Annotated in this window: 16 protein-coding genes; 2 read left to right on the forward strand and 14 right to left on the reverse strand. The window is 41.1% G+C overall.

The window, feature by feature from the left end; genetic code table 11:
* Positions 1–343: 343 nt before the first annotated feature.
* Positions 344–460, forward strand: a complete 117-nt coding sequence (locus tag AC6RNO_RS25565; protein ID WP_497107213.1) for a transposase — start codon at positions 344–346, stop codon at positions 458–460.
* A 119-nt stretch (positions 461–579) separates the two neighbouring features.
* On the opposite strand, the gene AC6RNO_RS25570 is transcribed toward AC6RNO_RS25565, so the two are convergent.
* The 10 genes from AC6RNO_RS25570 to AC6RNO_RS25615 form a co-directional block, all read right to left on the reverse strand.
* Complete coding sequence (locus AC6RNO_RS25570) at positions 580–1,761, reverse strand: hypothetical protein (protein WP_497107196.1); 1,182 nt, start codon at positions 1,759–1,761, stop codon at positions 580–582.
* The gene (locus AC6RNO_RS25575; protein ID WP_497107197.1) at positions 1,758–3,269 is read right to left on the reverse strand and encodes an AAA family ATPase; all 1,512 of its coding nucleotides are present in this window, start codon (positions 3,267–3,269) and stop codon (positions 1,758–1,760) included. The genes AC6RNO_RS25570 and AC6RNO_RS25575 overlap by 4 nt, the downstream gene beginning before the upstream one ends.
* Positions 3,242–3,763 (reverse strand): AAA family ATPase, encoded by a 522-nt coding sequence (locus AC6RNO_RS25580; protein ID WP_497107198.1) that lies wholly within the window; start codon positions 3,761–3,763, stop codon positions 3,242–3,244. Before AC6RNO_RS25580 ends, AC6RNO_RS25575 begins: the two co-directional genes overlap by 28 nt.
* Before the next feature lie 798 nt (positions 3,764–4,561).
* The gene (locus AC6RNO_RS25585) at positions 4,562–7,321 is read right to left on the reverse strand and encodes a GmrSD restriction endonuclease domain-containing protein (RefSeq protein ID WP_497107199.1); all 2,760 of its coding nucleotides are present in this window, start codon (positions 7,319–7,321) and stop codon (positions 4,562–4,564) included.
* Positions 7,322–7,325: 4 nt separating this feature from the next.
* On the reverse strand, positions 7,326–10,043 hold the full coding sequence (locus AC6RNO_RS25590; protein ID WP_497107200.1) for a GmrSD restriction endonuclease domain-containing protein: 2,718 nt from the start codon (positions 10,041–10,043) through the stop codon (positions 7,326–7,328).
* A 490-nt stretch (positions 10,044–10,533) separates the two neighbouring features.
* Positions 10,534–10,830 (reverse strand): hypothetical protein, encoded by a 297-nt coding sequence (locus AC6RNO_RS25595; RefSeq protein ID WP_497107201.1) that lies wholly within the window; start codon positions 10,828–10,830, stop codon positions 10,534–10,536.
* Positions 10,831–10,929: 99 nt separating this feature from the next.
* Complete coding sequence (locus tag AC6RNO_RS25600) at positions 10,930–11,178, reverse strand: hypothetical protein (RefSeq protein WP_497107202.1); 249 nt, start codon at positions 11,176–11,178, stop codon at positions 10,930–10,932.
* Positions 11,156–11,680, reverse strand: a complete 525-nt coding sequence (locus tag AC6RNO_RS25605; RefSeq protein WP_497107203.1) for a transposase — start codon at positions 11,678–11,680, stop codon at positions 11,156–11,158. The genes AC6RNO_RS25600 and AC6RNO_RS25605 overlap by 23 nt, the downstream gene beginning before the upstream one ends.
* 934 nt (positions 11,681–12,614) lie before the next feature.
* Positions 12,615–13,103 (reverse strand): hypothetical protein, encoded by a 489-nt coding sequence (locus tag AC6RNO_RS25610; protein WP_497107204.1) that lies wholly within the window; start codon positions 13,101–13,103, stop codon positions 12,615–12,617.
* Positions 13,104–13,215: 112 nt separating this feature from the next.
* Positions 13,216–13,485, reverse strand: coding sequence for a hypothetical protein (locus AC6RNO_RS25615; protein ID WP_497107205.1), 270 nt, complete (start codon positions 13,483–13,485; stop codon positions 13,216–13,218).
* A 162-nt stretch (positions 13,486–13,647) separates the two neighbouring features.
* On the opposite strand from AC6RNO_RS25615, the gene AC6RNO_RS25620 reads away from it, so the two are divergent.
* Positions 13,648–13,986: a helix-turn-helix domain-containing protein gene (locus AC6RNO_RS25620; RefSeq protein WP_497107206.1), complete on the forward strand. Its 339-nt coding sequence runs from the start codon at positions 13,648–13,650 to the stop codon at positions 13,984–13,986.
* Here AC6RNO_RS25620 and AC6RNO_RS25625 read toward each other — a convergent pair.
* The 4 genes from AC6RNO_RS25625 to AC6RNO_RS25640 all read right to left on the reverse strand — a co-directional run bounded on the left by AC6RNO_RS25625 (position 13,899) and on the right by AC6RNO_RS25640 (position 21,467).
* Entirely contained in the window at positions 13,899–15,785 is a 1,887-nt protein-coding gene (locus tag AC6RNO_RS25625; protein ID WP_497107207.1) for an IS1182 family transposase, read from the reverse strand. The two genes, AC6RNO_RS25620 and AC6RNO_RS25625, sit on opposite strands and share 88 nt — an antisense overlap.
* Complete coding sequence (tnpA, locus tag AC6RNO_RS25630) at positions 15,773–16,153, reverse strand: IS200/IS605 family transposase (protein ID WP_497107208.1); 381 nt, start codon at positions 16,151–16,153, stop codon at positions 15,773–15,775. Before tnpA ends, AC6RNO_RS25625 begins: the two co-directional genes overlap by 13 nt.
* A gap of 192 nt (positions 16,154–16,345) precedes the next feature.
* Positions 16,346–16,843: a hypothetical protein gene (locus tag AC6RNO_RS25635; protein ID WP_497107209.1), complete on the reverse strand. Its 498-nt coding sequence runs from the start codon at positions 16,841–16,843 to the stop codon at positions 16,346–16,348.
* Between the two features lie 16 nt (positions 16,844–16,859).
* The gene (locus AC6RNO_RS25640; RefSeq protein WP_497107210.1) at positions 16,860–21,467 is read right to left on the reverse strand and encodes an RHS repeat-associated core domain-containing protein; all 4,608 of its coding nucleotides are present in this window, start codon (positions 21,465–21,467) and stop codon (positions 16,860–16,862) included.
* Positions 21,468–21,516: the final 49 nt, after the last annotated feature.

A 21,516-nucleotide genomic window follows, 5' to 3' on the forward strand; every position in this document is an offset into this window, starting at 1 on the left:
CATTGGTGATGGAGTTAGCCCAGGCGTACCACACACTTGGATTAGCGAATGCTTTCCGAATGAGATTCGCATCGTCGATCGCTTCCACGTTCATGGGATAAGTGATTGAAAGCGTGCACCCTAACACCGCGGCGAAAGCCGAGCTAAGGTCCAACCATCGGCTTGCGGAATCCCTTAGTAAAGAAAGTAGAAAGCGATTGGGAACAATGCTCAACTATTCTCTCTTTTTCCACGATATATGGAAATGGTAAGATGCCTTCACAGAGTGGTATGACTGCTCTTCTAACTATGCGGTTGTGAAACAGCGATGAACAATGTTATGAGCGAGGAGATCGAATTGGCCATGCTACCGTCCCTCAAAACCACGTACCATTGGGAAGAAGAAATTGTGAATTACCATCAGTGCCACTGGACTAATGCAGCCGTAGAAGACCACCATAATCGGATTAAAGCCTTTTAGCGTCGCCACTATTTCACTCGAATCCTCAACCAAAAGCAAGCAGCCTCTGCAAGTTCCTCTAGCCCGCTTCGGTTAATCCAGATTCGACACCTGCTCACACTTTCAATCAACTAAGATTCTCAAACTTTCCTTCCCTCTTGCTCGCGCACAATTACGTCGTAAGCGAGCTTGGACAACGGCTTTTTGTGTAACTCCTCGGGTGAAAGACGATTACCGTACAAAAATAGATGAATATCCGCTTCTGTCAACTTCATCATTTTGAACAAATGCAACAATTCATTCTTGTAGTGCGAGGAGTACGCTTGTTTCTTATAAAGCAACTCCCTCACATATTCTTTATGACTTTGATACATCTCATTGATATGAAACATTTTCACGCTGTTATTTATGGGCCCGGAGTCCGCACCCTTCTTCGTAACAAAAAGCTTCAGATCAAAAGCTGTATTTAATCCGGTAAGTGAGTCGATGTTCGTATTGCCATTCATCGTCACCTGGAAGTAAGCATCGTCCTCAAACCCTTGCTCGTATGGATACATGATCTCCAAGCTTTTTGCCAATTTGAATCTAGAGTTGCAATGCTGGCAGGAAGGAACGAAGTTATATAACGAAAGCGACAGAAGTTGAAAAACAGACTTCGGATAGAAATGATCGAGATCAGCCATGCTCCTGAACTTGCCGTCATCCGTCTCAAACTTGGTAATATATTGCCGGTTGCAATACGGACACACCTCTGTTCCCATCCGAGTCAATAGATCGTGTCGATAATCCGGTTCCATCATGCCATAATTGACGATACAGCTCAAGAAGCCGTTTAGGACTTCGAGATGCTGTCTCGCATCCTTAATGAACGCATAAAAGCATTCCATGTTCTGCGCATAATTACGATGCTTCGCAAGCAAGTCGTTAAGCCACCAATTCACATTGCTATAACGGTCTACGTACCGACTACGATAATCCTGCCTGTTCGCATTTGTTAGAGGCCGGCCGGTCTTCTCCAGTTCGCGGTCAATCTGCCAAGCGCTGTAGTAGACGAGTTTACAAGTCTGTAGGTAATTATTAATCTCTGGATAAGACTGGCATACGACATCCAGCGGTTTCGAGAGCAAATCGTCGATTAAAGTAAGGTTGACTGTTCCATGGGCATTTTCGAAAATAGCGGTGTACTTGCGTTTCGTGAACGGATTAGCAGGTATAGGTTGATCCGCTAGTGCTCGGTCATAGCTTCTTAACAGCGTATCACGCATCTGATCCTTGTAATCGGCTTCAAGTCTGGCGAGTCGCATCCGGTCCAGTTTGATCATTGGCTACCCTCATCTCCGTTCAGTTGTCTAAGATGCTCGATTTGCCTTTGCAGTTCTTGAATGCGTCGTTCACGCCAATCAACCGGCATCAGTCTTCGCTCCGCTTCTTCAAGCTGCTCCATCAGCTTTTCTTGTATGAATGGTTCGCCGATCGCAGTGACACGTCCTCTAAGTTCTTTTATCTGTTCCGGGTTATAATCGTCAAGCTTGTCGATGCGGTCTGCCAGCTCATTAAAAAAATGTCTCGCTTGCTCGCCGATTGGAGAACTAATAAAAAAATCCGTACGTAAAATATCGTAAATATTGCTCATCAGCCCAAAATCGGCTTTTTTGACGATTCGCGTATAACTGCCGTCTTCTTCTCTTTTCAACTCCAGACAAGTGATGAACGGACTTGGAACATCCGATACGATAAAAGGTGAATGAGTCGTAATCATAATTTGAAAATTCACTGGTCGTCTGATATCAATATCATTCAAAAAGGAGACAAGATTGTGGATATACCGGCGCGACCACTCGGGGTGGAAGGAAGCATCAGGCTCATCCAGTTGCAGGAGTAGTGTATCGAATTCCCATTTTGCTACAGTGTATTCTATCGCTGTAGACAAATTAGCGAAACCACTGATAAATTCCAGTTCCCCTGCGCTCAGATTTTCAAAACGAACCTGAAATAAAAAATGATTGCCATGCAGTGCCTTGCCCTCGTCGTCAATACACTTCAAGCATTTAAAAACCTCCTCGTTGAAGCCTCCGCGAACAGATACGAGCATTTTTTTGCTTGACGAGAAAAGATTGTCTGGCAGGTCAAGAAGTACCGTAACAAAGCGAAAGATTGATTCCGTATCAAAATTAGGCCAATCAGGGTCATAGTATCCGACTCTTATTTGCTCAAAAAACCGCAAAGCATCGCACAAATAAGAAAACCTGGCGTCATACTGATTTTCGTTTCCGTCAGTGAATTTCAATTCTTCCCGAAAATATTCTTGGTACTCCTCAATTAATTCCTGCTTATAACGTGTTTTGATTGAATTCATCCAAATATCCATGATCAGCATCTCCAAATAACAGATTATAAACATCTGTTTGAAGGTCAATTGGCCATACTGTGGTTGTCTTTTGAGATAAGACACCGGATTGGTGAACACTTGGTCATTCTTAGATTGCCAGTCGAAATAAATCGCTTTCTCCTTATCTTGGTATAGTTCCAGATCGAAGGCGCCCTTCCTATCTTCGGTAAACGTTATATCTCTGAACATCCAATCTTTCAACTCAAGCGAACAACGCGGGTCGATGGCCGCAAAGTCGGGCTCCAGTGAAATGACCCGAGCGCTCATAAACTGGTACAAGACAGCATTTGCTGGACGGTTCATGTAATCTCGCTTGAAACCTACAAAGTGGTCATCTCCTTCTGCTGGGAAACTACTCTTGAACCAATCCCGCTTTCTCTCGTTCGTCATATATAAAGTCCGAAATATAGCCTCTAGCGGTCGCGATCGTCTTTTTTCCATTTCCTCCGGCTCCTGTATGTAACTGCGAAAAAGGGCTTTCTGCTCGGCATAATCATATTATATTGTACGCTAATGCTGTAATCTTGGCTGGCTCCCCCCCACAATCCTTCTAAATTGGCAATAAAATCAGGTTCATATCCTTCGATTACGAAAATATCGTCAGTCATATGATAGAGAACAAACCAGTCCATTTCTGGCTTAATTTCCTGCTCTCTGCGTTGAGAATTGTAGAACATATTTATCTTTCTAGTTTTGGTGGAGCCGAGCAAATCCATAATCGTCGTTTTTCCAGCACCATTTTTCCCCACAATAAGATTGATGCTGCTCACGTTATTCCCCCACATACCGTTAAAGGGATTATATCGTTTTTTAATGCTGAGCTTTCGGTCTTCTGAATTGAATTGAATGTCAAAATCGTTTGTAAATGAAAATTGCTGTCGTTCAAAGCATCTCCCAATATCATGAATGTATAAGTATAATAGCTGTGGCTTCATTGTTTCTGGTTATCCTCCCTTGTGCTTGCTCACTATTCTTTTCACTGCCAACGTTCAAGCCTAGCAGTTAGTTCATAAGTCCCATTCCACATTTCGACTTATAATACCTCTTTCCTACAATTGATGATAAAACCGCCGTCCCGATTCCTGTATTTCGTCAAGATATTGGGTTTATGACTATCATTATTTCCAAAATAAATGAAGTCCTGGCCACAACCTTTGCGGTGACCACAGTTGGCGTGCTTTAAAAATCGAAGTATGCGAAAACAAAGCAACAAATGCGAGATAAGGACATGGGATAAAAACTTGCTACGCAGAGGTCCGCGGCATTCTTAAAGGACCAAAATACGGTTCACATAGTATGGTGTAATAAGAAAGACCACCTCCGTTCTACTTTAGAAGGTGGTCTTTCGTTCCGATTTTCCGCTAATTCCAATGTTTAAGTCTCATCACATGAATAACAGAACACGGCCAAAACATCTATAACCTTTATCGTATTTCTCAACACCTTGTTCTTATAGTCACTCTCATCCTGCGCAAAGGAGAAATACTTTGCCGAATACTGATAAATATAGACTTCTAGGTATCGACTCGACATATCCCCACCACGCACTGCACATGTGTCGTATTGGGGAATAAGAATATAATCCACACCTTTCATTTAGTTGGAACTTTTTTGATTTAGTCACTGTATAGGAGCGGGCTTAGCTTCTATTTTTAATCGCTGTATATCGTACCACTGCAATCACTTCAGTTATCGTTTTCAACCTGAAATTGTCGAACTCTTATCTGCTTTCTCTAATATTCATCATTTTCTTCGTTTTGCTTAAACAATTCAGCACCAATTTCCTTTTTCAAACCTGAACGATATAAATATTTTTCTATAATTCCGTTCCTGTAGTATGACTTCACGAGACTGTAATTCTCTTTGATGGAAGAGTTAAATTCATTAAATTTCTCTTTTATATCTTCTTCCATTTTAATAAGTGCATCATGATGTGCATTATTTTCATGTGATTCCTTAATGTTTTTCTCTGTTTTAAGACTCCGATATTCATCGTATCTTTTCGAAATCTCATTTCTGCACTTCTGTTCTTTCTTTATATTCATGTTAATTGATTCAAGATCGCGACTTAAATCATACATAAATTCTTTATAGTCAGAATAATTAAAGATTCTTTTAATGATTTTATTTCCTTCCAAAGCTATCAATGTATCAGCATCTCCAGCTACCTCGATGGTTTGCTTAATATAGAAGAAACTCCTGCTATACAGTTGCCTTTCTATCTCATTTTCCCATATCAAGTTAAGCTCAATCATGTTTATTATTCTATTTTTATCCATATCTTTATCAATACTTTTAACCTTGGTAAACCTCTCAACCGTTAACGTATCCCTTACATTAGTAGTATACAGATCGTAAACAGGAGACTGGTATTGATTATCAACCCACCCCTCTTTAGATTTTTCAAGCAAGTATAAATATGCAAAGAAATTTACGAAGCTTTTCTCTATTCTATGATCACTCTTTCCTAGCTTTGGTTTTATCCTCACTTTATTATTTTCAAACGTCATCGGCTGCAACAATAAAGGTTCAAAATTATTCTTATATGCATACCTTAACCAACAATCTTTATAGTTATCAGCAGTTAACTCTTGTTCTAGCTTTGGCAATTTAGCAACATATAAATCATATGCCAGTTTTAATTTACTTAACTTCATTTTCCTGAGATTTTTATCTCTTAGCTGCATCTCATCTTCAATAAAATAAAATGAATCATCCCAATAATGCAAATTAGATCTTACATTTCTATTAATTTCGTCCGAACTAAGCAAACGTTCATTCCCCTCATCATAATATGCTGCCACCGCAAATATTTTCCTTAATTTTAAGGATGCCCTATTTTCAAACAATGCTTTCGCTGTCTTTAAATACTCTTTTAATTTTATAAAAACCGCTTTACATTTTTCATCAGAATAATCGCTCCATACACCGACAAATTCCAGAAGAAAGTAAACGCTTCTTTTGTCCGGAAATTTTTCCTCCCACTCGTAAAAGTAATCATATGGCAAGTTATTTAAACCACAGAGCTTGGCCTTTACTTTCTGTTCTTGTATTTTCGTAGCTACATCTTTTATTTTGATCCGTATACCCTCTGCATTAGTCTTGTAATCCCCTAAATGCAGATCATCAGCTATATCTGATTCTTTTCTTTCTTGGAAATAATCCATTATACTTTTGAAGTCAGAGATTTTTTTTGAGAAATGAAATATAATTTTCAGCCCTTGTTGATCCCCTTGTTGACTCCATAGTTGATTCCATTTCGGGTAGGCCATATTCTCTAAAACGTAATTGAATTTTTGATTCGCCTCTTTATCCACCAACTCTCCCTGCTTTAAATAATATTGATGATAGTAGATTAATTTAGCAATCTCTTTCCTTTTATCAGAAAAAGAGCTGTTGATATCTAGTAATTGTTCGTAAACTTGAAACCTCTCTCTTAAATCATTGTCAGCTAACTGAACAATACTACTCAGTGCATTATTTATAAATGCTAGATAGTTCTCCAAAAAAGTATGTTTATTTCCTCTAATCGCATCACATTCCTCACTTAAAGTTGTATACAGTTTAAACCAGGAATCCACGCCCCCCTGCTTTTTATCATTTAATAATAATTCCATTAGATTATAAGAATTAATCATAAAATTTAAGGTAGCATCATTCATGTCCTTAGTAATTTGCTCTAAAGACTTATTATCTGATTTATATACTTTATAAAAATAATCACTATATATTTTATCGTATTTATATACAAATCTATCCTTTTTGCTAATTTCCAACTGCTTTTCAATCGTTGATATAATTGCTTTAATATTCTCAAACCATTCTAATTCTTTGCCTCGCGAATTCAATCTTACGTAATCGGTAATAGATGATCTCTTCGCACTTTCACTATCCAATACATACAAATCAAAGGTTACTTTTTTTTCTTCCAGCTTAAGATAATAATTCTCCGCCTGTTCCTTAGAAATATTTCTTTCTTTTAATTCCGATATTACATTAATTATAGATAAGACCGTAACATCGCTAAGCCATTCACTTTTAAACCATTTGCTTTGAACCATACTATCAAACAAACGTTTGTCAGAATTCAACATTTCCTTATACGCGGACATTCTATCCGGGTTAACCAATTCTCTGAAAAAACTACCCGTAGCACTCCTTATCTCATAAACGATCGGCTTATTTTGAAAAAATGGCTCAGCACTGTTATCCGTTTTATTCCATAAAAACCAATGCAAAATAAATAAAGTTGTTATTCGTTGCTGACCATCCACCGGATAAAAAGTGTCGTTTTTTTTATATCCATAAATTATACTTGTGTTTAGCGTTTTTTCAGAATCAACACTTTCAAGAACTCCAAATATGTCATCAAGAAAACGTTTGCGTACTGCCTTGCTTTTTTCCTCATCAAATCCTTGCACATATTCCCTCTGAATAGCAGGAATACAAATAGTGTAGCTCTTATTCAAAGAAATTAGGGTATGTTTTTTCATGAAATCAATCTCCGGATAAAATAAAATTATGTATATTATTTACTATGTCATCAAAATACTTGTCTCTAGAAGACGGTAACCATTGTAATCTTTCACCACTAAATACTGCATCCAGTTTAAAATAACGGTCGGTAAAAACCAAAAGGGTTGAATAAGGAATAGCAGTCCCTCTTGATAAAAACTCATTGACTTTTTCTTTCTTTTCAATAAAACTATTGGCTAGAATCCTATTCTCTTTGCTCCTTAATAAGGACAAATTCCGTAATGAATCATCCTTTAATAGCTCTGTATGCACATTAAGGAAGTAATGATCCACCTCTCTTATATAAATGGACCGCAAAATTTCACTATTAATATCTGAATGATGTTCTTTAAATTTTCTTATAGCTGCTTTTCGTACAAACTCCTTAACTTTTGCATAATTATTTTCAGATGACTCTGTTTGGCCTGCATAGTCCTCAGTATGAACATCATCGGCATTTTCATTCAGAACGATGTAATCAAAATATAAATGTAATTCTTCTAGCCCAAAAGCCTGTTCGATTCCATTTGCTGCACGTTGCTTTTCATTCTTTTCGCTAAGTAACTTTTTAATAAAATCATCGTATGAAAGAGTTTCTTTCGTATTTTTCTTTATCATTTCATCAAGTATTTCATCTTCTTGCGCATCTATAATATCGTTCTCAACAAGTTGTTTCCATTCGAAATTTTTACAGCATCCGCCTAATTCATCTATATGTTTTGTTAACCTAAATATTTTTTTTATTCGTTCAGTATCAATTGAACCTGAATCTTTTGATTCTTGTACTGAATCGTAGTACTCACACAAACTTTCTAAAACGATTTTTCTCATTGCAAAGGCTCTTTCGGTTGATATTGTTTTTTTAAAAGTATTTAATTCTCCTCTTAATTTTTGTTTTACTTTCTCAATCTTGTTCTTAAAGTCACTATTTATTTTATCGCTTATACCTTCTTTGTTCGACTCTGAAGCCTTTTCAAGTTGGGTTTTCTTGCTTTCGACAAATGACTTCAAGTCATCATGATGTTGGAATTGCTGTACATCAAGGTTTTCAATTTTATTATTTTCAAAAGTGCAAAGCTCCTGAAGGTTTTTTTCAATTCCCTCCCTTTTCCTATTAAGTTCATCATTACCTGAAATTGGGCTTTCTTTTCGAGAAAAAATATGCTCTATTCCCCAGTACCTATGATTTAAAAAATCATACCTATTACTTAACCCTGAATTTTTGTCCAATAAAATAAAATTAAACAGCATTAAAAGATTTTTAATTTTTTTGTTTTTATCTTTTCTTTCATCATGAGTATCATATTCACTCTTTTGATCTGATTCATATTTCATTAAGCTTAGCTTTTCCTTGAAGCTGTCTTTTTTCTTTAATTCTTCCGAACTGAGCCCCGTAACCTCCTCCAATATCGATTGAATAATTTCTCTTATCTTACGTCTTCTTCCCTGTCTGTTGGTTTCGATTATCTCTAATATTACCTCTCCAACAAAAATCTCTGACTTTTCCAGAGTTATTGAATATGAATATATAATATAGGCCACCAAATTATAAAGCGAACCTTCTTTATAGGCTTTTTTTTGTGTTTCAAAATACTTATGATATAGCGTTTCTCTGCCATCGGCATTATACAAATCGACTATTTCTAAATACAACCGTTCAATATTTCCCCATATAATAGATATATTTTGATTTTGCAATTTCTCATTCATCCATTCAGTCAACTTATTATAAAGAAAATATTTATCACTCTCAGCATACATATCTGTTTCCGACTTTTCTGGCAGACTTGTAATAAACAATTGAAATATTTCATCGATTCTTGGAAGGTAAACATTTCGTTCCTCATAGTTTTTTTCTCTATTACTCCATATTCCGTACTGGTTTTTATGCGGAATAAATGCCCAAAACTCAGGGTTTCGCAGCTCTTTTTCAATGGAGTACCATTTCTCAGCAAGCAACGCAATTCTTTTATCGTGTTCTTCATCTCCAGAAATTCTCGGCTTCATAAATTCAGATTTGATAAGATCAGAATTAGTCAAACTCAACTTGCCCATATTCACTTTATAAAACTGTTCTTCTTCATTAATGCTCGGAGCTACAGGATACCATAGAAAAAAACATTTATTTAATATGTATTCATATAGTTTTTCATAGGGCCTAACTCCCTCTAATGTTTTCACAGAGACAATAAAAGCTTCTACCATAAAACGAAAGTCGATGTTTTCATCGTGACAGCTCTCGTCCAAATAGTTGCAATATTCCATCCATATAGAACTCCAGCTCAAATCAGCTAGTTCCTTGGGTATAATGAGCAGAAAATGGAGAAATTTCTCGCTGTGCCCTCTCGTTTCGTACTTTAAACTTAAAGTTAAATCAGCAGTTCTTGCTTGATTATATATTCCCGATAAATAATTCAGCGCCCCCATAATAATCAGTATTGTCGTCAACCTCTGCTGACCATCAATTATATGAAATTTTTTCTCATGCTCAGACAGAATTAACGTTTGTAAGCAATAAGACTCCTCATTATTGTGATAGCCTTCAAGTATATCTTCGATGATTTGCACAACATGTACTTTGCTCCATCTATATCCTCTTTGATATGCCGGAATATTTAAACCCTTTCCTAGCTTAAATATTTCACTTACTGTTTTCCTAATTTCACTTATTGTTTTTTCAGTATCAATTGCCTCTATCATTGTGCACCTCCACAATAGCACTTCTCTGTTTTTTGTCCAATGCGCCTGTCATGACATTCAAATTTTTGAAAGTCGACTCTGGGAGATGATCCCCCATATACTGAGTTCAGAGACGCATTGATAAATCTGGAGTAATCCTCATTACGAATAAAATATTGCATCACATTCTTTAACTCAGCGGATATATCCAGCCTCCAATCAGTTCTTATTGGTCTTCATGAACTTGAGAAAATTCAATCCATACTTTCATTCTATTCAAAGACTAAGCATCACCCTTTTATCCCTTAATATTGTAAATTATATTCTATTGAGTAGATAGATACAAAATAAAGCAGTCTATACGATAATTCTCTCATGGGCTCTTACAATTCAAGTAAATAATGAAGGTTTTTTTGAATTTGTTTTCCCATCTGAGTGTGAATACTGCTGTTAAAGCCCTTTTTATATCCGGAGGTTAATTTGACGAGGGGGGGAGGTAAGGCCAATGTCGTCAGGTGAAGAGTGCTATAGTCCTCGTCGCTTGCTTTTTGGTAAATTTATTAGCCATGGTCTGCTTGTCGCGTTTAAAGGAGCGATCTTTGACGATGGGGACGATGTTGCGTCGCAGCTCTTCCAAAAACCGCTCGTGCAACTCGTCCATTTTCGTATCGTCTTCTTCAAGTACCATTGCGATGAGCCGATTACGTAATTTTCCGACCAACATGTTTTTGTTGATGCGGTACTCTGGATATTTCAACGTCTCTGTCCGCTGGCTCTCTTTCATCTGCCCCTCGGCTTCTTGTTCCATGACCGAAGCCATGTTGCTGAGTAACACAGTGGTGTAAAAGTCCTATTCGATCAAACAGGGGCTTCTGACCTAAAAAATTCTCAATCTCGAATTTGTGTTTCAAATCGTCGAACCGGGTTTCCACGCCCATCTCTTGAAATACAAGGGCTTGCATGCGTCATAGCTCAATTCCTCCGCGCCCACGTTGGTCAATAGGATTTTGGTTTCGCCGGTGGACAGTTCCACTTTAATGACACGGACTTGCAGCACCGACCCGGGCGCATTGTTTTTCCCTTGCTTCTTCAGTTCTTTCGTCCGGGCCTTCATGATCTCAATAGTAACGAGTTCATCCGGGCATGTCGTGTTCACGATTTCTTTGTAAAACGAGTCTTAGGCTCGCATAAAAGATGCCCTTTTCCTGTAAATACAGCATAAAGTCCGCAGACGGATAGCCGCGATCAAACAAGATCAAATTCGGTACCGGCGCGGTCTCCAAACCAAGCATATGCGCGATATTTTGTTTGGCCAGATCGCGTTCGTTGTCATCGTAGCGGCTCAAGCAAATGCTGATCGCCAGTTTGTTTTCCAAGTCGTAGAGATGGGAGGACAGCTCCCGGGCAATCCGAAACCCAACTTTGTAGGTCGTCGTGTATCCGTATTCCTTTTGGGTCTCTTTGGTGTTCGACAGTTCCATCACGCTTCCGTCCACCGCCAGCAGGCGAAAGCCGAGATAGGCTTTGAAATTGCCATCCTCGTGATACACCCAGATCAGATCGTCATTCAGTAATGTAAAGACATCCGGCAGCAATTTCTGGTGAGCTTCGGAAAAGGATTGCTTCGTGTAGGCCGTCTTTGCCGCTTCCTCCGGCATGAATCTTTCTCGAAACTCATCCAGTTCCAGTTGTGTCGATTTTCAAACCATCCGCAGGATGAGTACCTCCAGCGAAAAAAAAACGATCTTGCGGTTTCGTTTGAAATCGTTTTTGTTCTTTTTTTGCCTTATCTTTCAGTTCGTCGCTTCTCATTTGGCTGAACACACGTTGCAAAATGGCTTTTCCGTTTTTTCACGCGCTATCGTCCATTTCTATCGTTTACCTCTACTATACCAAAATCTACTATTCTCTCAACGGTAGATTGCCTCATTGCTTAACCTGATAACATTGGTGCTCCCTGCGTTTCCCCCGAGAGGGGGACGGAAGGGGAAGCTTGCATTCATTGACATAAGATCGATTTGGCTTTCGTCGTTAACAGCGTGGCTCTAATGATTAACGAAGTGGCTCTCACACATTAACTCAATGGCTCCCTGGTAATGAAATATTCAATTACGGATAATATCACGATACATAAGAAAAATTGTGCCGAGGCGCACTCTTTTTGTAAAGTCACTTCAATGATTCAGGCTGCTGCTTTATCGTTACTAAACCTTGACTGATAATTTGACACAAGGTATGCTCTAACTATCAGCTTCGTATATCACGTAAAAATCAGGTGCGTATATCTTTTTCTGCATATAACCTATTAGCGCCTGGTTCGTATATCTTAGCTGACAAAATCAAAGTTATGTGAATACGAAGCGAGAAAAGCGAAGTAGTGGGATAAAGATAAGCCTTATTGAACAAGGGATTCCAGCATTTTTGACGGGTCGAAAAATGGTTCGCATAATATGGTGTTAGATGATGTTACTGGATTTTTAGCTTCTTGTTCTAATTTTTAAAAAATGAACCTCGTTGGCTTTTTTGCTATACCCATTTTTGTAAATGGATTTCAAATCCAGATTTCCCTGCTTGCTTTCCATGCTTTAGGCTTCATTCCAGCTCTGAACGTTCCCTTAATTCCGAGAGTCTATTCATTAGTTCTTCAATATTCCACTCAAGTGTTCGCATATATTCAAACATTTGTGCCAATGTCTTAGATGTTACGAATCCAGGTGCAACTGACTTTTCAAAAGAAATTTGTTTTTCGAAACCATCACACTTCTTATGGAAGTCCAGTTGTCGATCTCCATTAAATTTTACAAGTAATTTTAGAAATTCTTCCCAGCACTCAACTTGACTGTGCAAGAGAATTAATTTGTAATAATGATTACAGTTACTCGTAAATGGATAATCAAAATACTTTTTATTTCTGGTTATGTTGGCGTCTATTATCTTTATTTTTTCTTTTACTACCTTCAAGATTTCTTCCATTTTCCTCACACCCCAATAATAAGAAGTAACTTTTCCAAAGCAGCTAAGCTGCAAAATCTTGTGACTTACCTGTTGGATAAGATTTTTTTTCTGATTGCTAATAACCACTTCATTACTCCTGTCAATAATTCTCTCGTGAAATTTTGAAACCGGCTCAATAAGCTCTAAAAGTAAAGTTGATAGGCGGCTCGAAAAAATTCTTGGGAAATACTCTCCTTCGTTATGAAATTTCCTTCGCGATTGAGCGAACGACAAATTCAGCAATTTTTGTTGTATCTGGAACTATGGCAGCAGTAAAGATTTCACCATTGTAAATGACTCTGATCGTATCCCTCACTTCTTTTGAGTAAATTACCGGGATCATCCATACTCCGCATACTGCTGCTTGATTAAACCATTGTTTTTCAACAGCTTTAGCACATGTGTAAAACGAATCATTGATATAAATACCCATTGGTGTAACTAATGCGAATGAAAAAATTTTTGTCATTTTAAAACACCTCACCATGAAATTTAGATTCTATTAAACTAGTAATAATTATTGCCAAATTTTTAGAAATAATACTTTTGAATAGTATTTTAGTTTTTACTATTTTTACGGTTGTGTCTCGTTCCCTGCTCATTGTCTACACTTTAATCAGAGGTGTTAACAATGGGTGACATTCTAAAAGTGGTTGGAGCTCGAGTTAGAGATATTAGAAAAGCTAAAGGACTTACACAAGAACAATTAGCAGAAGTGTCAGGGTTTCATTACACTTACATCGGAGCTATTGAACGCGGGGAGAAGAATATTACGTTGCTTAATTTAGAAAAATTAGCTGTGGCATTGGATGCTGAAGTTCAGGAGCTTTTTAGATACGCTGAAATTGATTTAGGCCAAGAAACGAGTAAACAAAGAGATCTTCAAGAGGTGCTCGATCTACTAATTCGTGAATCAAGTGAGGTAATTAAACGAGCCAAGTTTATTTTGACTGAATTCCTGAGAAAATAATGAATCTGATTATAAAGAAATAAGGGGCTGTCCAAAAAGCCCCAAAACCAAAAAAGATGGCGGAAAAACGCAATGGTTTCCGACCAACTTTTTTGGTTCTTTTGTTTTTGCTGGAAAGGGGCGAGGCGGATGCTTGCCACCTTCAGCAGATTGTGGGCCAAAGCCACAATCCCGAACTCGGTGTGGACCTTCTCCAGCCCTCGCAAGGAGAAGCGCCGAAACGAGCGATTGCCCTTGATGTGACCGAACACGCTTTCTACCTCGACTTTGCGCCGGGCATAGATCGCGGATTTCTCGTCATCCTCAAGGGCCTTTTTCGCTGTTGCTTTTAACTCTTCCCAGATCGTATTCCAGTGTATCTGGCGGTTTCCCTTGGCCTTGGTGCATCCGGGCTTGAAAGGGCAGTTGCTGCAATCTTCACATTCATAAATCTTGAAGCTTTGTTCCAGTCCTGAAGCGTTCTTCTTCGTTTGGTATTTCTTAAAGCAAACGTAGCGGCCATTCGGGCAAACGAACCGGTCATCGTGTTCTTCATACGTCCAGTTCGAGGCGTGCCGCATATCCTTCTTGTAGCGCCGCGTTTTCTCTTTCATGTAGCTGCCGTAGGGAATGAGAAAATCAAAGCGCGGCTCTTTTTCTTCGCCCACTGCATACAAATAGTTCTCCTCGCTGCCATAGCCCGCGTCGGCGATCACGGTTTTGGGCATCGGCAAAGAAGACGCCGCTAATTGCTCCATATGCGCAATGAAGCAGCGCGTGTCCGTAGGACGCTGATGAAGACTGTAGAACAAAATGAACTGGTTTTCGGTCGCCATTTGCACATTGTAGCCCGGTTTCAGTTGACCATTTTTCATGTGGTCTTCCTTCATTCGCATAAACGTAGCGTCGGGGTCGGTTTTGGAGTAGCTGTTGCGATCACCAAAGATCTCTTTCTGTTGCTCATACTTGGCCAGGCGGGGAAGAAAATCCTCACGAATGTGCTTCAAGGGCTTCTTCATCGCACTGCGCTGCTTCCGCAACGCTTTCCGACCTTCACTGCTGCTTTCCTCCGCGATGTGCCGGGTTAACTCCTCCACCTTGTCCTCCAGATCAGCCGCTGCGGCTTCGAGCCGGGCCGTGAGCTCGTCTGGCTGTGCCTTGGCATATTCACTGGCTTCTTGCTGCGTGAGCGCCTGAATATGCTGCAGGGTCGCCTGCACCTTTTCTTGGAGCTTCTCCTCGAAGCGGAGCGTAGACTTTTTCCATACAAAGGAGTACTTACTAGCGTCTGCTTCGATCTTCGTGCCATCGAGAAAGTAGTTCTCCATCGTGATGTAGTTGTCCGCGATGAGCTTGCGGATCATCGTTTCAAACAACTCGTCCATGCACGCCTTCATGCGCACGCCCCGGAAGTCATTCAAGGTGCGGAAATCCGGTTGCTGCATGGCGGCCAGCCACATCGTCGGGATGTTTTCGCGCAGCAGCTTTTCGATGCCGCGGCAGGAATAAACCTTTTGCGAGTAGCCGTACAAAATGACCTTGAGCATCATCTTCGGATGGCGGGAACTGCGGCCTCCACCCGTATAGTGGGCAAACAATTGCGGGTCAGGGATAGAGTCAATCATCTCATCAATGACGCGAGCCACGTGGCGGGCGGGGATCAGTGCTTCTATATCTACAATCATATGCATCTGTTTGTTGTCGTAGGCTTGGAAGGAGGGAGCGAGACTCCGCTTAGCCTTCACCTTTTCTTCGATTTTCCCTAGAGGAAGTGTCAGTTGCATGGTATACTGTTCGGTAGTAGTCTTCAGATTACGCAAAAAAATCGCCCTTTCCGTAGTGGTTGTGTGGTAACTTCCATTCTACAAGATTTGGCGATGTACCCCTCAATCACTTTTTTGCTTCGTCCTACCGTATCCACGTAATACCCACGGCACCAAAATTGGCGACTACCGTATCGGTATTTCATATTCGCAAATTGATTGAGGATCATCAGCGAGCTTTGAATGTGGTCCAGACATGCTTCCGTTTCCAGAATTTCCGCCCCTTTTCTCTCACACAGCTGACGAATGATCCTTCCAATTTCCCGTTTCAACTTTCCGTAAATCACTTGTCTGCGATACTTCGGTGCAAACACAATATGGTATTTGCAGTTCCATTTCGTATGTGCTAGACTGCTGTTGTCCATCCTTTGCTCTCCTTTGATTTCTTTTGTGCGGTTGGCAGACCGGCACTCATCTTATCATGGAGGTCAAAGGATTGACTACTCATAGCTATAAGCTTTCCTGAACCCCTAGTCGAACTGGGGGGTTTCGTATACAAAAAAAACCTTGACTGGCCTAAGCCAATCAAGGTTTGGACGTATTAATTTTCAAATCATTTAGTATATTACTAACTCTCCATTGTTTGGATATTCCCCGTTCCAACCGCACGGGAATTTTCCACTCTCGTAAACCAGGAGTAATTCCATGAAAAATACAGGAAGCTTTTTGCAATCAGAATAAACCAGTTCCATAATTGCATTCAGTATGTCCCATTTCACACAATCAACAAAGACGTTATCAAGGTTATACTGCTCTTGGTAACTTTGTAATTTGGCCGAGAGAGACGAGTCAATGTATTCTTTTGCGTCTCTTACAGTAGCATTCCATTCCAGATACTTACTGGGATACCTGCTGTGCAAAAACTCAGTTAAGATATTCCTTGCCTCTAGTGTTGTGTTCTCCCAGTTAGCATCTGAGTACCATGTTTGTGCTTGCCCCCAACTGTTAACTTGAAGAATATTGGGGTTAATGCTCACTTCCTTTACAGCGGCGCCACATTTTTCAAACCACTTAATGTTATCAATTCTTTCAAATATTTTCTTATTTATTTTCAATACGAAGCACCTCGCTTTAGGGCCTTGGTCTCTGATTCATTTTTCCGGGTATTCTAGGCACGGGCATTCCCCCAAGTAAACCGTGTTGGACGCGTTGTTTTATAGCATTAGCGGCGATCTGCATCGCTTCCTGCTTAGTATACCCAGCTGCTTTTAAGGAATCAACCATAGCCTTTGAATATTCTAAATTTGTAGGCACTTCACCAAACTTTGCTCCACCCCGTCTATATTGACTCCAAAACTGCTCCAGACTTTCATGTGCATTGTAGTGTTGAGAACCTACTCCCGAAAATGCATTGCCTTCTAATTTTGTTGACATTCCTTTATTTGAGGGAATTACGTCCCTATATGCAGCATCTTGGTTTAGATGATGGGCTTGCCCTGGAACACTATTATCTTTCTTCAAGATACCGTATTCATCCACAACAGCATTCCCCTTACTTTTGCTTCCACCAACACCGTTCATCGAGAACGTATGTCGGAAGTCTAAACCTTTTTTCCGAGAATGTGTCAGAATATCTGCGGCAAGACCACTGCCCACACCATCATAGAGCACGCCAAGCAATGTATCGCACCCATCTATATTGCTTAACGCTTGAGTAGTATTTATACCTATTTTCGTATAATCGTAAGCATCCTGTGCGCGATCTGCCCATGTTGCTGCTACTTTGACTCCGCGTCCTACATAGGAACCTGGTGCATATGGAATCAGCGTGGCTCCTACATCCCAAAGCAAGTACCCTAAATTCCCCCAACTCGGGTCTTGCCATAACTGATACCCACTATAACCAATGCTGATAACATCCGCGATTGTCTCGATCGGGATATGCCCGCTCGGGTCGGTGTAGATCATTGGATTATTCTTTACGTACACATAACGATTCAAACTAGCTGGATCATCAATCTTCCCTGTATACGTATCTTCCGTTAGGAATCTGCCTACTGCCGGGTTATAGTACCGCGCTCTCAAATATTGTAATCCGCTACTATCTTGATATTCTCCGCTATATTTGTACGGATTATCAAAAACGTCACTGCCCCCGATCACTTGTCCCCAAGGATCGTACGAATACGTGCTGAGCAGTTCGTTGCCCGCACCGCGTAGGGCTGTCACATCCCCGTGTCCGTTATATACATAGTAGCCGCGGAGATTCGGTGCGGTCAAGTAGGCGGTAGAACCTGGTCCGAGTGTCCGTGAAATCCGCTCTAGCCCATACAGATTGCGTCCTACGATCTGGCCCCTAGCGTTCGTCTCCAGATTGATTTGACTGCCGTCCCAATAGAAGCGCGTCATCTCCCCATACACCGATGAACTCACGCGGTATCCGTCCCCGTCATAGGTGTAGCGGTACATAGTGCCACCATAGGTACCCTGGGTGACCGAGCTAAGCTGGTTGTACACATCATAGGTATACTGCATGCTTCCGTCGCCGAGCAGGTTTCCATTCAAATCATACGTGTAATCCCGTTGTCCAAAAGGACCTTGCATGCCTAGCAGTCGATTGTTTTTGTCATACCGATACATCTGCGTTCTTCCCGTCGACTCTCCAGCAGAGCGGATCGTTTCGGTCAATCGATTGCCCACACGGTCGTACGTATACCCTCGGAATGTTCCATCAGCAGTTATGCCTTGCAGTAAACGTCCATTGAGGTCATATCCATACTCGGTTGTGCCTGTCACATCCGTCACCGTACGAATATTGCCCACTGCATCATATGTGTAGGCGTATGTTTCTGTCAGTGGCGGAAGAAGCGTACCATACACACTGTTGCTTACCGTATTGCCATATACGGATTGGCTTACTGTACTGCCATAGACAGACTGACTGACACTGCTATTGATCAATTGCAAGATGCGGTTGTTGGCATCGTATCGATATTCGGTGCTTGCTCCCATCGGTAATAGCGTCTTGATTCTCCGCCCGCCTGCATCATATTGGTAGGACGTGATCGTTCCATCGCCATCCTTCACTTGAACCAAGCGACCGGCTGCGTCGTAAGATCGCGCTACATGCATGCCGCTAAAATCCGTTGTACCGATCAGTTGCCCCATTAGATCATAAGTGTAGGTGATGAATTTTCCGTCATTGATTTTCTTTTCTTTCAGCATGCCTGTCTTCGTGTACGTATATGTTGTCATCTGAGTACTGTCGCTCATCTTGACACGTTGGCCTCTCGCATCGTATTCGTACGTGATAGGGTCTATCCCATTAAGGTTAACAGTTGCTAACTGGTTCATCTCATTGTACGAGTAGGTTGTCGTTCGGCCCGAACGGTCTGTCATGGCAACCTGATTTCCGACATTATCATAGGCATTTTGTGTACGTAATCCCATCGGATCAGTAACCGTCGCCAAGCGTCCCAAGGCATCGTAAGCGTAGCTCGTCATCAAACCGTTGCCATCCGTAATACTTTGCATACGGCCTGCCACATCATACGTGATCGTCGTGTCGCTATCTGCCGGGTCTGTCACCCGAGTAAGCTGGCTGCGTTCATTATATGCATAGCGCCATCGAGCCTGATTCGGCAACGTCACTTCCGATCGGTTGCCGAGCAGATCGTACTTGACGATGGTTTTATTGCCAATAGGGTCTGTAATACTCTCCTGCAAGTTAACACTGTTGTACGTATACGTTGTTGTATGCCCATTCGGGTCCGTTACTTGTGTCAGGTTGCCGTTCGGGTCATACACATAGTTCGTTCGATTACCAAGCGGATCCGTTTGGGACGTTATTCTCCCTTGCACATCAACGGTTTGCTGCCTCAAGCCGCCGTTCGGGTCGCGCGTCTGGAGTAGGTTCCCCTTGTTGTCGTAATCGAATTGGGTAACGCCTCCCTCTGCATCCGTGATGCTGGTCAGTTGCCCCAGCTTATCGTACGTATACGTAGTTGTGTTGCCGAGTCCGTCTTTCTCCGTCAGCCTCCTCCCCATCGGATCGTATGTACTCGCTGTTCTCGACTGGTTAGGTCTAATGATCGCGACGACACGGTCGAGAGCATCATACTCATAGCTGGTCATATGCCCGTTCGGATCCGTCTCAGAAATGACATCGCCGACGGCATCATATTGGAACGTAGTCACTTGCGTATTTGCCAAGTTACCTCGCGTCGTAACAGAAACCTCGTTTGAATCAAAGATGCGACCGTCTTGATACACTGCTCGTACCTTATAGAACGTTGTGCTGTTTGGCGTCAAAGAGACGACTTCGTATTTACGCCGCGCAACATCCGTTATCGAAGCTTTCATTGTTGAAGCATTCATTACAAAAGCTGCTCCTGTGCTCGTCGATTGATACAATTCAAATCGAAGCAGGGAGACCGTATCGACGATCGACCAGTTTAGTTCAGCTGCATTTTCCGTAATGGATGTTGGCGTTCCGAGTACGAGCCCACTCCTGGTCACATTTACTTTAACTGTCGCTGTAATCGTGGTTCCCGATTCGTCAAAAGCCTGCAGCTTCAGCGCATAGATCCCTGCTGCTAAAGTATTCGTATCCCAGTCGTAGAGAGAACCATTAGCAATAACCTTATACCCAGTTTTTAATTCTTTCCACGTACTCGGAGTAGAACCTTCGCCATAACTTAACACCCACTTCTTTAGCGCTTCGCTAGAAGCCGTTCCTGTCACTTGCACAATACCCGAAACCATAGCATCATCAGCCAGATTCAGGGAGGCTATCGTTTTATAGGCTTTCAGCGTGTAAGCGCCACTAGTCGATCCGCTGGTTGCTTTAATGTAGTAAATACCGGTATTCATCGGTGTAAATGATATTTTCGTTTGACCAGCATTATTCATGACCTCTGCGAAATTGCTATCGTAAATGGTCATTCCTTTAGAACCTATTACGGCGAAATTATATACCGTATTGGAAGATAAAAAAGTTTTATAATACACGTTTGCATCTCTCGGGGCATTCGTCGTGAGACTGCCAATACTATTTGACAATAACAAATCGTAAGCTCCTTGGAACCCTGAACCATCCTGCACGGTTAAAGATTGAGACGCACTAGGCGTACCGTAAGTTTTGATAATATAGGTGCCACTGCTTGCCGGTATGAAGTTACATTCAGCACCCGAGCATAGCTGCATTCTTACATTGCTTGTACTATCGTAGGACTCAATCGTCGTAGCCCCTGAAATATGAATGTTTGCCGTACGTTCAGACTGTAAAGCAACTTCATAACGAATGCTTCCAGTATCAGGCATTGGACTAGAGTATGGTCCTGGAATTTGAAATGGAATTGCTCCTCGTTCCATAACTACGTTATAGCTACCAGCGCTTGCTCCCGCATTCACTTGCAAATAATAGGTTCCCGTGACTGTCGGACTAAAGTGCAATGACTGTATAAGTCCGTCCATGGCTTTCACATTGCTATTATTGTAAAGAGCAAGTCCGCTTGGAGTATTCCCTTGTGAGTAAAAACTGTACTTTAATCCAGCTTGAAGGGTCACAGCATAGTACGAAGTACTATTACTCGGTTGATCATTTGTAGTAAAGGCAAAACCATTTCTTTCTGTCAAGCTGTATGCCTGGCTCACGTTCGAGCCGTCGATTGAACTTAACGTGATGCTTGCACCTGCTGTACCTGCAAGCTGAATATACGAATCTGATGTAACTGGCACAAAGCTGCATATACTTCCGTTGCATCCTCTATAGTTCGAACCATCTACA

It is taken from the genome of Paenibacillus sp. sgz302190 (genome assembly GCF_059820445.1).

What these genes read in the sequence shown, in the direction of transcription:
- AC6RNO_RS25570 (WP_497107196.1), bottom strand. Translation starts at nt 1,761, where the DNA reads ATGATCAAACTGGACCGGATGCGACTCGCCAGACTTGAAGCCGATTAC.
- AC6RNO_RS25590 (WP_497107200.1), bottom strand. Translation starts at nt 10,043, where the DNA reads ATGATAGAGGCAATTGATACTGAAAAAACAATAAGTGAAATTAGGAAA.
- AC6RNO_RS25580 (WP_497107198.1), bottom strand. Translation starts at nt 3,763, where the DNA reads ATGAAGCCACAGCTATTATACTTATACATTCATGATATTGGGAGATGC.
- AC6RNO_RS25615 (WP_497107205.1), bottom strand. Translation starts at nt 13,485, where the DNA reads ATGACAAAAATTTTTTCATTCGCATTAGTTACACCAATGGGTATTTAT.
- AC6RNO_RS25605 (WP_497107203.1), bottom strand. Translation starts at nt 11,680, where the DNA reads ATGCCGGAGGAAGCGGCAAAGACGGCCTACACGAAGCAATCCTTTTCC.
- tnpA (WP_497107208.1), bottom strand. Translation starts at nt 16,153, where the DNA reads ATGGACAACAGCAGTCTAGCACATACGAAATGGAACTGCAAATACCAT.
- AC6RNO_RS25575 (WP_497107197.1), bottom strand. Translation starts at nt 3,269, where the DNA reads ATGGAAAAAAGACGATCGCGACCGCTAGAGGCTATATTTCGGACTTTA.
- AC6RNO_RS25585 (WP_497107199.1), bottom strand. Translation starts at nt 7,321, where the DNA reads ATGAAAAAACATACCCTAATTTCTTTGAATAAGAGCTACACTATTTGT.
- AC6RNO_RS25620 (WP_497107206.1), top strand. Translation starts at nt 13,648, where the DNA reads ATGGGTGACATTCTAAAAGTGGTTGGAGCTCGAGTTAGAGATATTAGA.
- AC6RNO_RS25565 (WP_497107213.1), top strand. Translation starts at nt 344, where the DNA reads ATGCTACCGTCCCTCAAAACCACGTACCATTGGGAAGAAGAAATTGTG.
- AC6RNO_RS25595 (WP_497107201.1), bottom strand. Translation starts at nt 10,830, where the DNA reads ATGGAACAAGAAGCCGAGGGGCAGATGAAAGAGAGCCAGCGGACAGAG.